Raw genomic sequence first — 15,320 nt, forward strand, 5'->3', positions numbered from 1 at the left:
ATGATGTTCCCCTCTAATCTTAGTATGTTTTTCATTATTATTTGATTTTCAATGTCAAAGCATTCAGCGCTACGACTACCGTACTTAACGACATCAAGACAGCACCAACTGCTGGACTTAATAGGATACCAATTGGTGCAAGTATTCCGGCTGCTAGTGGGATTGCGAGAATATTGTACCCTGCTCCCCACCAGAGGTTCTGGATCATTTTCTTTCGCGTTTGCTTAGCTAAATCAAGGAAATGCAAAATATCTTTTGGATCGCTGTTTGTCAAGACGACATCCGCAGAATCGATCGCGATATCTGTTCCTGCACCTATTGCCATCCCAATAGAAGCACGGGCTAAACTTGGCGCATCATTGATCCCATCACCCACCATGATTACTTTTTTCCCTTGGTCAAGATATTTCTGGACAACAGCTTCTTTATCATCTGGTAATAAACCGCCGTAATATTCTTCGATTCCTAAATAATCTGCTACTGCTTGAGCAGCATTTTTATTGTCGCCAGTAAGCATGACTGGAGTGATTTTCCTTTCCTTCAATGTTCGGATAAACTCTTTTGCTTCTGTTTTTACTACGTCACCTAAAGCAACGATTGCAGCTAGATGATTTTCTAAAATCAGGAAGCTGATGGTATTTCCTTGTTCTTGGTAAGGTTTCAATAATGCTTGTTCTACGTTTAATCCGAGACGCTCAACTTCTTTTTCATTAACTATTTTCACTTGTTGGTTTTTGACTGTTGCCTCTAGCCCAACTCCTGAAAGATTTTTTAGATTTTCGGCTTGATAAGGCTTGATTTCATGTTCTTTCAAATAATTCATAATGCCAACAGCCAATGGATGATTGGCATTCGCTTCCAATGCTCCTAAATATTGAAGGATTTCATTTTTATTGAACGCATCATCAAGAACTTCGACACCCGTTACCGTAAATTTTCCTTCTGTCAGTGTCCCGGTTTTGTCCAACATGATCACATCTAAATCATTGGCTTGCTCCAGTGCATTGCGGTTTTTCAATAGCAATCCGTTTTTAGCGGCGATCGATGTGGAACGAGCAACAACTAATGGGATAGCTAAACCTAGAGCATGAGGACAGGCGATGATAAAGACAGTCACCATGCGTTCCAATGCATTAGGAAGATCTGTCAAGAACAACCATGCGATAAATGCCAAGATACCGACAGTTAAGGCAACATAAAACAGCCATTTTGCCACTTTGTCTGATAATGACTCTAGCTTAGATTTTTCTCCTTGTGCTTTTCGCACCATTTCCATAACCTTCGCTAGATACCCATTTTCACCAGTTCCAGTTACTTCGATTTCGATCGTTCCATCCCCATTGATAGAACCGCCGATCACTTTGTCATTGGCTCGTTTTTTGATTCCTTTTGATTCGCCAGTCACAGCTGATTCATCAACGATTGTTTCACCTTTCAAGATAACACCATCTGTTGGCATTTTGTCACCGGAACGGACGATCAAATGATCGCCTTCCTTTACTTCTTTTAGTGAGACTGTCTCTTCTTTTCCTTCTTTCGTCAAGCGTTTCACTGATTCTGGCAGTAATTCTGCTAGTTTTTGTAAAGCATTGCTGGCATTCGAAACAGCGTTCATTTCGATCCAGTGACCTAGCAACATAATGACGATCAATGTAGCTAATTCCCAGAAGAAATCCATGACGTGCGTATGAGGATTGATCAGATTCGCGATAAACGAATAGACACTATAAATATATGCAACTGTAATCCCCATCGCGATCAGCGTCATCATAGCAGGACTTTTTTGTTTCAATTCCATTTTTGCTCCGCTTAAAAATGGCTGTCCGCCATAGATAAACAGTATAGTTGCTAAGATCAGTACGAGCCAATCTGAACCAGGAAATGTTATTTGGAAGGGAAATTCCATTCCCATCATCGGTGAAAAAAGAATGATTGGGATAGCTAGGATAAGCGATAGCCAAAATTTTTGTTTGAAATTCCCCATGTGCATGGAATGATCCATACCGCCATGATCGTGATCCATGTGCATCGAATGGTCCATTTCTTTGCTGTCCGCTATATCTCCATGGTTATGTTCCATATGCATTGAATGGTCCATCTGGCTATGGTCATGCTTCATCTCCATCTGTTTTTCGTTTGAATGAGCACTTTCTTTGTTTCCTGCTTCTTTTTTATGCTCCTGTTTTTTCTCCATATCGTTCCCGTTCATTTTTACTCCATCCCTTCTCTTACTTTTTCATGTGCCGATTTAAGCTCAGGGAGTTCAACAATACACTGACGGAACTAAACGCCATCGCTCCTCCTGCAATGATTGGATTCAAAAAGCCTAATGCAGCAAAAGGAATGCCAATCGTATTATAGACAAAAGCCCAGAAAAGATTTTGTTTGATTTTTCTCAATGTCATTCTAGACAACTCGATTGTTTGAGCAATGGATGCCAAACTACTATTCATCAGCGTTACATCTGCTGTTTCCATCGCGATGTCCGTTCCACTTCCCATTGCCATACCAACATCAGCTAATGCGAGAGCTGGCGCATCATTGATTCCATCGCCTGCCATACCGACTTTTTTGCCATCTTTCTGCAGTTTTTCCACATAGGCTGCTTTATCCTCTGGAAGTACTTCGGCAAAGATGTGCATTGGATCAATACCCATTTGTTTACCGATCGTTTCGGCTGCCAGTTTGTTGTCTCCTGTCAGCATAAAGACATCTAATCCTTTATCCTGTAACTGCTTGATTGCTTGTTTGGCTTCTTGTTTGATTTGATCTGCCACGGCAATCAGCCCGATTACTTGCTTTTCATCAGCTAAAAACATGACTGTTTTTCCCTGCTGTTCTAATTCTAACGCGTGTTCTTGGTATTCATCAAATGATAGGCTCAATTCAATTAATCGTTTACGTGTACCCGCAAAATAGCGTACTCCGTTAATCGTACCGCTGATTCCAGCACCTGGATGAGCTGTAAAATCGATCATATCGTATGTTGCTGCTTCTTGCAGTTTTCCGTATTCCACGATTGCTTTACCTAGTGGATGTTCAGAAGCTTGTTCTAAAGTATAAAAAATAGATAGGACTTCTTTAGAACCGACTAGATCTGTAACTTTGGGCTTTCCTTCTGTAATCGTTCCAGTTTTATCCAAAACAATGCTGTCTAAGTGAGCAGCTGCTTCTAATGCTTCTCCGCCTTTAATTAAGATTCCGTTTCGTGCGCCAACACCCGTTCCTACCATGATAGCTGTTGGAGTTGCTAAACCTAATGCACATGGACACGCAATGACTAATACAGAGACACTATGGATCAATGCAAGTTGCCAATCACCGGTGATCAATCCTGTCGCCACTAGCGTGATGAATGCAATGACTAAAACGATCGGAACAAAAATCCCTGAGATTCGATCCGCGATTTTTTGAATTGGTGCTTTGCTTCCTTGAGCGTCTTCCACCATTTGGATGATTTGAGCTAAAACTGTCTGCTTACCAACTTGTGTGACTGCCATATGAAGCAGACCATTCGTATTGATTGTTCCGCCAAAGAGTGTGTCATCTGGATTCTTTTCTACAGGAAGACTTTCGCCAGTAAGCATACTTTCATCGATCGCACTACTTCCTGAAATGATTCGACCATCTGCTGGGATCTGCTCACCAGGACGGATGACTAGCTGATCGCCAACGACGACTTCTTCAATCGCTAACGTTTCTTCTTTACCGTTTCTTATTACTTGAGCTGTTTTTGTTTGAAGAGACATCAATTGTTTGATTGCATTACCTGTTTTCGTTTTTGCTGTATGTTCCAAATATTTGCCGAGCAAAATCAACGTGATGATCATACTGCTGCTTTCAAAATAAAGATCTTGGGGATGTCCACGGAAAAATCCGTTGTAAATGCTCAATGCAAAAGCAGCTGATGTTCCGATTGCTACCAGTACATCCATATTTGGTGCTTTCGTCTTGATTGCATGATACGCCCCTTTATAAAAACGAGCACCAACATAAAATTGGACAGGTGTAGACAGAACTAACTGAACGATTGGCAGATGAAAAAAGTGAACAATTGCCGCATGGCTCCCCAACATCATGGCAATCATTGACAGCATCAATGGCAAAGTCAAAATCGTACTCAATACAAGATCGAATAGCATTTTTTTCAAATATGCTTGCTTTTCTTCCGCAATTTTTTGTTTATGGGCTTCATCGTACAAAATCGCACCATAGCCGATATTCTCTACGCTTCGGATTAATTTTTCAGTGGTCGTCCCTTCATATTTGACACTTGCTTTTTCAGTGGCCAAGTTGACTGTGGCATTGACAACACCAGGTTGTCCGTTCAGCTCTTTTTCGATCCTAGCAGAACAATTTGCACAAGTCATACCTGTAATGACGAATGTGTCCATTTTGGTTTCTGCTGCTGCCATCAAATCACCTCTGCTTTATATCCCAATCCATTGATTGCTTGACAGATCTTTTCGGATTGGACTTTTGTTTCATCAAACTTGACTGTACCGTTTGCTTTTTTCAAGTTCACTTTTACTTTCTGTACGCCGTCAAGTGCGCTTACCGCTTCTTCGACTCTTGCAACACAATGATTGCAGCTCATACCTTCGATTGAAAATTGTTGTTTCATTTTTTCTTCCTCCTATTGATGTTGTTTACATTCACATTGACCTGGGATACAGTTGCATTCGATTGTTTCGACTGGTTGCTTTTGTTCTAATTGTTTCAAGATTTCATTGATATCTTCTTGAGTCAAAGTAGCTTCTTCTACTAGATCCGCAATCGTCTCTCCAATCCTTTTTGCACAGATATGGGAAAAAAGATTTTCCGTCGCACTACGAACTGTTTCCATCTCTGAGACAGCTGGATGATAAATGAATTTTTTTCCTTCTTGTTCTGTCCAGATCACTTCTTTTTTTACCAAACGTCCCAACAAAGTTTTGATCGTTGCTGATTTCCAATCCATCGAATCAGCTAAGATCTGCGTGATTTCTTGAGCAGTCGTCTGTCCAAGTGTCCAAATAACCCGCATGATCTCCCATTCTGAATCGCTGATTTTTACCGGCGTTTTGACTTTCTCCACTTATTTCACACCTTTCGTTTACAAATGTAATCAATAACTTATGAATACAGATTACACTTGTAAACAAAAACTGTCAATTATTTTTGCTCTCTATTTTCAATTTAGTTAAAAATTCTTGTTTTTCCCCTCTTGTTTTAAGGATGATCAGTTTGTTTCGTGCATGGTTTTCTTGGATCAGCTGCTGTATTTTCGGTTCATTGTTTTCTTCAAAATGCCAGATAAAAGACAAAAATTCTACGTATTCCCTATTTAGTTTCTCTGTAAATGCTTCAGGCATATCTGGCCGTGATTTTTTGTTTATCTTTCTTTTTAGAGAACGCCAAACTACTCGGTAGATGGCGACATAACGCGGCACTTTAAGCCAAATGATTTTATCTGCTTCTTTGATTCTCTCTTCTAACGTAGAAGTATAATTTCCTTCAACGATCCATGACGGATTAGATACCATAAACGTTTGTTGTTCTTGCAAAAACCACTGTTTTGCCTGAATACTGTAATCTGTTGTATGCCATAAAAGGTCTAGCGGCAGTAGCGGAAAGCCCGTGATTTCTTTGATCTTCCTTGCGAGGGTCGATTTTCCCGACCCACTTTGTCCAATCACGATGATCTTCATTTTCCTCCCTCACTTTTCTTTGCAATTTGGTTCGATCATACCATTTATAACGCCACAAAAAAACAAGAGTTGGCTCTACACGCCAACTCTTGCAAGAAGTAATTTTATTTTAAGGCTGAACCACAGTTTCTGGCTCAGTGATTTCTTTATTTTTGTCTCGACGAGCGATGGCCGGCAAGATCATGCCTAATAAGATCAAGACGATTGGTGTGATGATATTCGTGAATAGCTGGAACCACCATGCTTTAGGATCCGCAGTGTAATCTACTTTTGGCACCATTCCTAAGATACAGGCGAACGCAGTGAAGGCAAAGCACCAAGCACCGAAGATAAACCCGATTTTTGGATTTTTGACAAATTTATATTCAGAATTGAATTTCTTATAAGCTTTATTCAACATCATATACGCCAAGAATACCCATAGGTAACGCATTGGCATAACAACTGAGTTCAAGTTCGTCAACCATTTAACTAATTCATTCATATCTTTGATACCGAAGATTGGCAGCAAAATAATGATTCCTACTAGGATACCTGTCAAAAGATAGCCGTTTACTAATGTACCTTTATGACTACGTTTACGTAGCCAGTTTGGTACGAATTCTGGATCTGCATCTGCTAACAAGATTTTTAACGGTGCATCGATTGAAAAGGCTAATGCGGAGATTTGTCCGATCATATTTGTCAATGCGTAAATAATCATCAATGAGTTACCGATACCATAGTAATTACCTAAAATTTGAAAAGCACTGTATGCCCCATTTGCCATCAAGTCTTTAGGAATATTATCGCTAGCAAACAGCATGCCCATTGCGACTGAACCTAATACAGCACAAATCCCTACCATTGCTGCTAAGAAAATCATCCCTTTAGGAAATTCTTTTGCAGGGTTTCTTGTAGAGTTGACATAAGGGGATATTTTTTCCGCTCCTCCAACTGCAAATACTAACATAGAGACGGTTGTGAAATAACTGAAGTCAAAGGTTGGAATATATGTTTTCACTTGATTCATATGCGGTGTGGCAAATTCCATCGTTGGGTTGATGAACGGCGCCGTTACTGCTAAAAGAATAAATAAGATCGACATGACGAACATCGCTGTTCCGGCTAATCCGCCGATCACTTTCAACGTAGAAAGTCCTTTTGTTGATAAATATAAAAAGGCAAGAAATATAATAAGTGAAATAACTGCTACCATTTGGACTGACATCGTATTTACGATATTTCCGTTTCCTTGGACCGCCCAACCCCCTGCAATCAGGATGGCTTGAGGTTTTTGTGCCAAATAAGGAATATGCACGACCCAGTAAGTCCAAGCAGCATAATATGCCAGCCGTTTATTGGATGTCGTATTTTCGACCCATGAACTGACGCCTCCTTTACTATCCTTGAAGGCTGAGCCTAATTGTCCAACGATCAATGCGTATGGAATGAAATAAATGGCTAGAATCAATAGCCAAGAGGTGACAACTGATACTCCTTGCTGGGCATAGTTATTAACTACATTCCCCATGCCCCAAACCATGTTGAATGCAATTAACGCAACAGTGAACCAGCGTAATTGTTTATTGTTCATTCGTTCTCTCCTTTATAATAAAAATTTGTTAACCAAATGTAATCATATTCAATTTTTAACAAACTTACAAGACAGCGTTATTTTATGTGTGTATTCTTTTATTTAATACACATCATTTTTTCATATTTTTTCCATCAAAAAAAGGAGTTGTTTTCTTTGATTTCATTGATTTTATTGTATTTAAAGCAATTTTGAATTTTCTGCAAAATTAAAAACATCAGTTATTTTATAATCTTAGCCATTTTCTTTGTATTCTTTTATTAAGAAAAAGGTATAAAAAAAGAGGACGTTCATTCGTCCTCTCTACTGGTCAATATTTATTTTTTACATGTAAGCTTCGCATGGCATTCAAAACAGCTAGGACTGTTACCCCGACATCTGCAAATACTGCATCTCCCATTGTTGCAAAACCAAAAGCACCTAAGGCAAGTACCAATATTTTTATCCCAATAGCAAAAACAATGTTCTGCTTGACGATCTTCAATGTTTTCTTTGCTAACCGGATCGCATCTGCAATCTTCGATGGTTGATCGTTCATGATGACTACATCTGCTGCTTCAATTGCAGCATCGCTTCCTAACCCACCCATTGCAATCCCTACATCTGCTCTTGCTAGCACTGGTGCATCGTTGATTCCATCTCCGACAAAGGCGGTCTTTTTATTGCTTCTTTGTAAGATTTCCTCTAACCGCTGTACTTTATCTTCTGGGAGTAATTCACTGTATATCTTGTCCACGCCAACTTGCTTCCCGATATGATCAGCGATTTTTTTCGAATCACCTGTCAACATGACTGTGTGCTTGACACCAGCCTGTTTTAGTTGAACCAATGCGTCTACGGCATCTTCTTTCAAGGTATCCGCAATGACAAGATAACCACTATAACTTTGGTCGATTGCTATATAAAGCAATGTACCGATTTCTTGACTTGAAGGAAAAGAGATTTCAAACCTTTCCATCAATTTGTGATTACCTACTAATATTTGTTTGCTGTCAACTTCAGCTAAGATCCCTTCACCTGCAAATTCTTGGATATTTGTTGCCGGTAAAAGCGGACCTTCGTAGCCTTCTAAAACGGATTGCGCAATCGGATGTGTAGAAAACTGTTCTGCACTTGCAACATATTGCATAAATTTCTTTGGATCAATTCCTGTTGAATCGATCGTCTGGATCGAAAAGTCGCCTTTCGTTAATGTGCCAGTTTTATCGAATACCACTGTCTCAGTTTGTGCAAGCAATTCCAAATAATTTGAACCTTTTATTAATACACCAATTTTACTTGCTCCGCCGATCCCACCAAAGAAACTAAGGGGTACGGAAATCACTAATGCACATGGACATGAGATCACTAAAAACGTCAACGCCCGGTAGATCCATTCAGAAAACGCCGCTCCAGAAACTATTGGAGGTAAAACAGCCAATAAGACGGCCAGCCCTACAACGACTGGTGTATAATATCGCGCGAATTTGGTAATGAAATTTTCAGCAGGTGCTTTTTTGCTGCTGGCATTTTCTACTAATTCTAATAATTTACTGATGGTAGAATTTTCATAGGATTTTTCTACTTGAATTAAAAATGGTTTATTTTTATTGATAAATCCACTTAATACTGTTTCGCCAACATATACAGATTTAGGAACGGATTCACCTGTAAGTGCGGATGTATCGACTAATGATTCTCCTTCGATGATCGTTCCATCTAACGGTACACGTTCACCAGGCTTAACAAGTACATACTGACCAATCCGTACGTCTTCAGGATTCACGGTCATCAATCCTTCTGCTGTCTGTATGTGCGCTGTTTCTGGACGGATAGCCATCAGTTCACGAATCGATTTTCTTGAATGATTGACTGCCAATCCTTGGAAATATTCGCCGATTTGATAAAATAGCATCACTGCTACGGCTTCTGGATATTCACCGATCAACATAGCGCCGATTGTAGCAACAGACATGAGGAAATTTTCATCAAAGATTTGTCCTTTGACGATATTCATCACCGCTTTTTTCACTACATCATATCCTATCAGCAGATAAATCAATAAATACCCTATCAAACGAACTGGTTCATTAAAATCAAATAATAGCAAGACAGCGATACCTGCAAGTGAAAATAAAATCCGGATCAGCGTGTTTCTCTCTTTTTCATTTCCATGTTCAGATACTTTTTCCTTGTCTATTTCTGTTACCTTGACATCTGGTTCTAATTCCCTCACTACTTTTTTCGTTTCCTGTTCAACCTCAGCTAATCGATCTTCCTCTACGTCAATCGTTAGTTTTCCAGAAGTGAAATTTACCGTTGCTTCCTTGACTCCATCGATTTGCTGGACTCCTTTTTCGATTTTCATCGCACAGTTCGCACAGTCTAAACCTTCTAATCTGTAACTTTTCATTTTAATGACCTCCTCGCCTCAACATATGAATATCTCTTCATAACTAATTATAAATGAATGTACATTCATATGTCAAGGTATCCGAAAGAAAAAATGAGTTTTCAAAACATAAAAAGAACCAGATCAAACACGTGATAGTTGTGTTTCATCCAGTTCTCTCGTTCATAAAACATGTTTAGGACACTCTTTTAGAACATCCTGACTTATATAATCTCTGCACCAAATGGCATCAACGCCAATCGAGCAAGTTTGAAAGATTGCTTTGCAAATGGTATCCCTATAATCGTGATACATAGAAGGATGCCGCTGACGACATGTCCAAGAGCAATTGGGAGACCTGAAACGATCAGCCAGATGATGTTGACAATCAATGACATGCCGGACTGGTGGTAAATTACTTCTTTGCCAAAAGGCGCAAAAGAAAGGGAGGCGATTTTAAAACACTGCATACCGATAGGGATACCAATGATCGTGATACACCAAAGTACCCCTGCTGCTAACCAGCTAAGACCCCCAATTAGTCCGCCAAATATGAACCAGATGACATTTCCTAAACAACTCATTGTATTTCTCCTTTTATTACTGTTTTTAATTAGAACTAGAACTGGACAAAAAACGATTTGATTTTTCGTTTTTTAGCTTCCAGCATCAAGTATTCCGCAAATCTTTTTTGGATTTCTTCCGTTTTTTCTTTTGTTACTAATGTGTGTTGGATTAGTTTTCCTGCTGCTCGCTGATCCACCCGTTCTTCTGATTGCTGTTCATCTGCTTGCGCAAAACCGATGATCCGGTTTTCTTTTGTTACAGCAACGATCAATAGTTTATTCCTATCATGTAGTTCAGCTGCCGTTTTTACTTTTACGAATGATTCTGGATGATCAGTAATCAGCTGATTGATTTGAGGGAGATCTTCTTTTACTGCCCTTCGTATTTCCATCATTTCTCCCTTTTCTTTCGTTCATTTTTATTTCCACTAAAAAAATCAACTGCGGAAATCGCATCTATCCAACTTTGTGCAATAATCTCGTGTCCGCCAATCGTTGGATGCACGCCATCTTCTTTTGTATATTTCGAAAAACCATAAGCGATTCCTAAAGCATTGAATATCCCATCTAAAGGAATCAGCAATGTGCCATATTCTTTTGCGAGTTTACGAACGGTTTGGATCTTAGGGTCTAAGTCTTTGCGCCACCCATAACGATCATTTGTCACAGGAAGTACAAAAGGCTCCATTAAGACGATATTGCAGATTCCAGCTGCTTGAAGTTCATTTAGTAACTCTCGATAAACGGATTCAAATTGCTGCACAGATTTCTCAGTGCCGAATATAGCTTGATCTCCAGTATTATGCCACGTATCATTGATTCCAATCAAAATCGATACATAATCAGGTTGCAGAGCTAAACAATCTTCTTGCCAGCGTGCTTGCAGATCTGCAATTTTGTCTCCTCCTATCCCACGGTTTATACATTCAAATTCCATCGTTGGATATTGTGAGATTAGTTTCCCGGCAATCAAAAGCGGATACCCTTTACCTAGATCCGTTGCTTCTGAACGGTCTCTTCCTGCGTCTGTAATGCTGTCACCAATAAATAACACGCGTGTTTTCATTTGTCAAAAACTCCTTTTTGAATAAAACGACGATTTTCTTCTTTATATTATCCCATAAGCTCTACCAAGACGAAAGAGAAAATAGATGTATAAAAAAAGACACCCGCCTAGTTTCCTCAAACGATTGGATGAATACTCAGCAAGTGCCTAGTTTTTTATGCTTTTTTCTTAACGTGCCGGATTTTTCTTGATTCCTTCGTTGTTTGATTCAGTGAAATCGATCAGACCTAAGTTTCCGTCAATCAGCCCACTGTCGCCCGTCAAACTCTAAATATGACGAGAAGCATCAAAACGTATATTCATATGCTCATCTAAGTCTGCCAACGAATATCCCTTTACTAATATCTCTCCTAGATTGCTTGGGATAGATTGGTCATAACTTTCTGTCGACATATCTGATCCGATGATTCCAAGGGTGAATTGAACTTGCATGTGGATCATTGCATGCTGAGAATACGGACCTACTCCATCTTCGAATGTTAATATTAGTTTGTTTTCAGGTGCTAGATGCTGCTTTATTTCAGCAGCAGAAGCATCATCAAATCGAATTTCCATTTGAATCGCCTTCTTTGTATATGTTTGATTGATTGCGATTTCATTATAGAACCTTGTGAATCAAATAGCAATTTCTTTTGCTTTCTTCTCTTGTCTGTTGGAAACTTCCTTTATGCCATATTTTAAAAAAAGAACTGCGAGAGTTCGCAGTTCTTTTTTAGAATAAACGGTGTTCAATCGGCTGACCCTCGATATTAGCTCAAAAAACGGTAAAATATGAGAAGCTATTTTTCCGTTTTGTTTCTCTAATACTCAGGTCAAGGCACTGATTTCACAACCTCTTCCTTAAACGGTGTTCAAAAGCCAGTTTCTCGGTATTAAGCCAAATTTATGCAAAAATGTGGAAAGCCATTTTCACAAAATTTTTCTTACTACTCGAAACTAAACAGCTTTTTCTTCACTTCTTATGGATAAATTCGGTTCAACAAACGTGGGAATGGAATAGCTTCACGCACATGGTCGATACCAGCAATCCAAGTGACTGTTCGTTCAAGACCTAGACCAAAACCAGAGTGCGGAACAGAACCGTATTTACGTAAATCAAGGTACCATGAATATTCTTTTTCATCCAAACCGTGATTACGGATTTGTTCTAACAAGAAATCATAGTCCGTTGCCCGTTCGCTTCCGCCAATGATTTCACCGTAGCCTTCTGGTGCGATCATATCTGCACAGATCACCACGTCTTCTCTTGTTGGATGTGGTTTCATGTAGAATGGCTTGATGGCTTTTGGATAGTTTAGAATAAAGACAGGTTGTTTGAATGAATTTGCAATGAACGTTTCATGAGGTGAACCAAAATCTTCACCCCATTCGATGTCATCAAATCCATTTTTCTTCAGTAATTCGATTGCATCATCGTAAGTAATACGAGGGAATGGCAATTTTGTATAAGTTTTTAAGACTTCTTTGTCTCGTCCTAGTACATCCAATGCATATTCGCAATGATCTAAAACATTTTGTACTAAGAAGGCTACATATTGCTCCTGTACTTCTAAACTTTCTTCTTGGTGAGTGAAGGCCATTTCTGGTTCGATCATCCAGAATTCAATCAAGTGACGGCGTGTCTTTGATTTTTCAGCACGGAAAGTCGGACCGAATGAAAAGACTTTTCCGAAAGCCATAGCAGCAGCTTCCATATATAATTGGCCACTTTGAGATAAATAGGCTTTTTGATCAAAGTAGTTTGTTTCGAATAGATCCGTTGTGCCTTCTGGTGCTGAACCAGTCAAGATTGGCGGATCGATTTTGACAAAATGATGTTGATTAAAGAATTCATACGTTGCACGAATGATTTCATTTCTGATTTGCATGATCGCATGTTGTCTTGAAGAACGTAGCCATAAATGACGATGATCCATCAAGAAATCTGTTCCGTGTTCTTTTGGTGTGATCGGATAATCGTGGCTCTCGCTTACTACTTCCACATTTGTAATCCCGATTTCATAACCGAATTTTGAACGGCTGTCTTCACGGATTTCTCCAGTTACTAGCACAGATGTTTCTTGGTGCAGATTTTTAGCTGTTTGGAAAACTTCTTCTGGCACTTCGCTTTTTACCACTACCCCTTGGAAGAAGGCTGTTCCGTCCCTTAATTGTAAAAAGGCAATTTTTCCGCTTGATCGTTTATTTGCGACCCAAGCGCCGATTGTTACTGTTTCTCCCACATGGTTTTTCGAATCGATGATTTGAATTTGTTCCACGTATGACTCTCCTTTTATATTCCTTGAATTTCTTCAGGATTAATTTTGACTTTTACTCTCAATAAATTGCTTGATTCTGCGTACCGCTTCTTCTAACGTAGCACGATCAGTCGCATAACTCATGCGGACATTTTCTGGTGCCCCAAAGCCTTCGCCAGTCACAAGTGCTACCCCTGTTTCTTCTAAAAGATCTTCTACCCATTTTGTGACATTCTCATACTTACACATGCGTAGCGTTTCTTTTACATTAGGAAAAAGATAAAAAGCTCCTTGCGGCTTTTCAAGAGAAACACCTGGCAGTTCTGCCACAAGCGGATATAACGTATTCAGGCGTTCTTCAAAGGCGTTCCGCATTTCTTCCACTGTATCTTGCTCGCCTTTCAATGCTTCAACAGCTGCATATTGACTGACTGCGGTCGGATTGCTAGTTGATTGGGAAGCAACAGCGATCATTCCATTGATAATTTCAGGATTCCCAACCGCATAACCGATGCGCCAGCCTGTCATCGCATAGGTCTTAGACACGCCATTGATGATGATGGTCTGATTTTTGATTGCTTCTGAAATCGTTGCAATTGGAGTAAACTCATTGCCATTATAAACTAAACGACCATAAATATCATCAGCAACTATCAAAATATCATTTTTTACTGCCCATTCACCAATTGCCTGCAGTTCATTCTTGCTATAAATCATTCCAGTCGGATTCGATGGCGAATTGATGATCACGGCTTTTGTTTTTCCTGAACGTGCTTGTTCTAACTGTTCAACAGTAACTTTCCAGTTATTAGATTCTTTCCCTTTCACAAAGACAGGCAGGCCTTCTGCCAGTTTCACTTGCTCGCCGTAACTGACCCAATAAGGCACAGGAATGATGACTTCATCTTGCGGGTCCAAGATTGTTTGAAAAAGTGTATACAAAGCAAATTTCGCGCCATCTGTTACGACCGTTTGTGAAGATTCATAGACAAGTCCATCATTTTTCTTCAGATAATCAACGATCGCCCGCCGAAGTTCTGGGATTCCTGCTGTTGGTGTATAATAGCTAGCTTTTCCGTTGCGGATTGCTTCGATTGCTGCTTCTTGGATGTTTTCTGGTGTCGCAAAATCCGGTTCTCCCACAGTCAAACTCAGCACATCTCTTCCTTTTGCTTTTAACGCCTTGGCTTTTGCCGCAGCTGCCAAAGTAACAGATGGTTCTAATCGTTTCGTTCTTTTTGATAACTCCATCCCATTCATTCCTTTATCTATTAAATTCCTTTGATTGTCTTGACTTCATCTCCTGATTCAAAACCAATCAGGTAATAATTCAATTTTCCATTTGTTTCTTTTCCTACTACTTCCCATACAGGCTGATCATCGTACATTCCTAATGCTGCTTTTTCGATTTGGATTTCAGGATGAGCTGTAGCAATTGTTTGTTTCGCTTCGTTTTCAGTCAACCCCTTCGTTTGATCCAATACTTTTACTTTTTCACCAGATTTAGGAATGATAACGGCGATTTCTTTTCCTTTATCATTCGTACCCGTCAATGAAAAGTACGTTTTCTTTCGAGTAAACCAGTAAAAATGATCAGCTTCCTCGAGATTTGCATATTTCTTTGCGATTTCTACTGCTTCTTTTTTCGCCTGGACCGCCGGACGACTAGAACGCAAGTAAAAAATCGAGCTGATCACGATGACCGCTAATAAAAACACGATCAAGCCAAGCAACACGCGATTAATCGTTTTTTCCTTTGTCTGTTTTTTCTTCAAGGGTCGTCGCTCCTTTATCTTCATTCCTTTTCATTATAG

At 39.6% G+C, this 15,320-nt stretch carries 13 protein-coding genes and 1 pseudogene; all 14 read right to left on the bottom strand.

Annotated elements, in window-relative coordinates; translation table 11 throughout:
* Nucleotides 1-37 precede the first annotated feature (37 nt).
* The 14 genes and pseudogenes from copB to HMPREF2731_RS12300 all read right to left on the bottom strand — a co-directional run bounded on the left by copB (nt 38) and on the right by HMPREF2731_RS12300 (nt 15,305).
* Nucleotides 38-2,209, bottom strand: coding sequence for a copper/silver-translocating P-type ATPase CopB (gene copB, locus HMPREF2731_RS12235; protein WP_070873076.1), 2,172 nt, complete (start codon nt 2,207-2,209; stop codon nt 38-40).
* 19 nt (nt 2,210-2,228) lie between these two features.
* Nucleotides 2,229-4,415: a heavy metal translocating P-type ATPase gene (locus HMPREF2731_RS12240; RefSeq protein WP_070873078.1), complete on the bottom strand. Its 2,187-nt coding sequence runs from the start codon at nt 4,413-4,415 to the stop codon at nt 2,229-2,231.
* On the bottom strand, nt 4,415-4,624 hold the full coding sequence (gene copZ / locus HMPREF2731_RS12245; protein WP_002291786.1) for a copper chaperone CopZ: 210 nt from the start codon (nt 4,622-4,624) through the stop codon (nt 4,415-4,417). The genes HMPREF2731_RS12240 and copZ overlap by 1 nt, the downstream gene beginning before the upstream one ends.
* A 12-nt stretch (nt 4,625-4,636) precedes the next feature.
* Nucleotides 4,637-5,077: a CopY/TcrY family copper transport repressor gene (locus HMPREF2731_RS12250; protein ID WP_070873080.1), complete on the bottom strand. Its 441-nt coding sequence runs from the start codon at nt 5,075-5,077 to the stop codon at nt 4,637-4,639.
* Nucleotides 5,078-5,150: 73 nt separating this feature from the next.
* Nucleotides 5,151-5,690: a P-loop NTPase family protein gene (locus HMPREF2731_RS12255; protein WP_002340851.1), complete on the bottom strand. Its 540-nt coding sequence runs from the start codon at nt 5,688-5,690 to the stop codon at nt 5,151-5,153.
* 109 nt (nt 5,691-5,799) lie between these two features.
* Nucleotides 5,800-7,266: an APC family permease gene (locus HMPREF2731_RS12260; protein WP_002291780.1), complete on the bottom strand. Its 1,467-nt coding sequence runs from the start codon at nt 7,264-7,266 to the stop codon at nt 5,800-5,802.
* Between the two features lie 310 nt (nt 7,267-7,576).
* Nucleotides 7,577-9,658, bottom strand: a complete 2,082-nt coding sequence (locus HMPREF2731_RS12265; RefSeq protein ID WP_070873082.1) for a heavy metal translocating P-type ATPase — start codon at nt 9,656-9,658, stop codon at nt 7,577-7,579.
* 203 nt (nt 9,659-9,861) lie between these two features.
* Nucleotides 9,862-10,221 carry a YccF domain-containing protein gene (locus tag HMPREF2731_RS12270; protein ID WP_002291778.1) on the bottom strand — a complete coding sequence of 120 codons (360 nt, stop codon included), beginning with the start codon at nt 10,219-10,221 and terminating at the stop codon, nt 9,862-9,864.
* A 35-nt stretch (nt 10,222-10,256) separates the two neighbouring features.
* The gene (locus HMPREF2731_RS12275) at nt 10,257-10,598 is read right to left on the bottom strand and encodes a GNAT family N-acetyltransferase (RefSeq protein WP_070873084.1); all 342 of its coding nucleotides are present in this window, start codon (nt 10,596-10,598) and stop codon (nt 10,257-10,259) included.
* Nucleotides 10,595-11,269 (bottom strand): SGNH/GDSL hydrolase family protein, encoded by a 675-nt coding sequence (locus tag HMPREF2731_RS12280; protein WP_070873086.1) that lies wholly within the window; start codon nt 11,267-11,269, stop codon nt 10,595-10,597. Before HMPREF2731_RS12280 ends, HMPREF2731_RS12275 begins: the two co-directional genes overlap by 4 nt.
* A gap of 168 nt (nt 11,270-11,437) precedes the next feature.
* Nucleotides 11,438-11,824 (bottom strand): annotated as a pseudogene (locus HMPREF2731_RS12285) (iron-sulfur cluster biosynthesis family protein).
* 404 nt (nt 11,825-12,228) lie between these two features.
* Complete coding sequence (asnS, locus tag HMPREF2731_RS12290) at nt 12,229-13,527, bottom strand: asparagine--tRNA ligase (protein ID WP_070873088.1); 1,299 nt, start codon at nt 13,525-13,527, stop codon at nt 12,229-12,231.
* A 39-nt stretch (nt 13,528-13,566) separates the two neighbouring features.
* Entirely contained in the window at nt 13,567-14,757 is a 1,191-nt protein-coding gene (locus HMPREF2731_RS12295) for a pyridoxal phosphate-dependent aminotransferase (RefSeq protein ID WP_070873090.1), read from the bottom strand.
* A gap of 20 nt (nt 14,758-14,777) precedes the next feature.
* On the bottom strand, nt 14,778-15,305 hold the full coding sequence (locus tag HMPREF2731_RS12300; RefSeq protein WP_002316397.1) for a cell wall elongation regulator TseB-like domain-containing protein: 528 nt from the start codon (nt 15,303-15,305) through the stop codon (nt 14,778-14,780).
* Nucleotides 15,306-15,320: the final 15 nt, after the last annotated feature.

Origin of the sequence: Enterococcus sp. HMSC072F02 (genome assembly GCF_001837725.1) — a bacterium.
In the GTDB taxonomy this organism is placed as follows: Bacteria; Bacillota; Bacilli; order Lactobacillales; family Enterococcaceae; genus Enterococcus_B; species Enterococcus_B lactis.

What these genes read in the sequence shown, in the direction of transcription:
- copZ (WP_002291786.1), bottom strand. Translation starts at nt 4,624, where the DNA reads ATGAAACAACAATTTTCAATCGAAGGTATGAGCTGCAATCATTGTGTT.
- HMPREF2731_RS12255 (WP_002340851.1), bottom strand. Translation starts at nt 5,690, where the DNA reads ATGAAGATCATCGTGATTGGACAAAGTGGGTCGGGAAAATCGACCCTC.
- HMPREF2731_RS12260 (WP_002291780.1), bottom strand. Translation starts at nt 7,266, where the DNA reads ATGAACAATAAACAATTACGCTGGTTCACTGTTGCGTTAATTGCATTC.
- HMPREF2731_RS12295 (WP_070873090.1), bottom strand. Translation starts at nt 14,757, where the DNA reads ATGGAGTTATCAAAAAGAACGAAACGATTAGAACCATCTGTTACTTTG.
- HMPREF2731_RS12240 (WP_070873078.1), bottom strand. Translation starts at nt 4,415, where the DNA reads ATGGCAGCAGCAGAAACCAAAATGGACACATTCGTCATTACAGGTATG.
- HMPREF2731_RS12300 (WP_002316397.1), bottom strand. Translation starts at nt 15,305, where the DNA reads ATGAAGATAAAGGAGCGACGACCCTTGAAGAAAAAACAGACAAAGGAA.
- HMPREF2731_RS12270 (WP_002291778.1), bottom strand. Translation starts at nt 10,221, where the DNA reads ATGAGTTGTTTAGGAAATGTCATCTGGTTCATATTTGGCGGACTAATT.
- HMPREF2731_RS12265 (WP_070873082.1), bottom strand. Translation starts at nt 9,658, where the DNA reads ATGAAAAGTTACAGATTAGAAGGTTTAGACTGTGCGAACTGTGCGATG.
- HMPREF2731_RS12275 (WP_070873084.1), bottom strand. Translation starts at nt 10,598, where the DNA reads ATGATGGAAATACGAAGGGCAGTAAAAGAAGATCTCCCTCAAATCAAT.
- copB (WP_070873076.1), bottom strand. Translation starts at nt 2,209, where the DNA reads ATGAACGGGAACGATATGGAGAAAAAACAGGAGCATAAAAAAGAAGCA.
- HMPREF2731_RS12280 (WP_070873086.1), bottom strand. Translation starts at nt 11,269, where the DNA reads ATGAAAACACGCGTGTTATTTATTGGTGACAGCATTACAGACGCAGGA.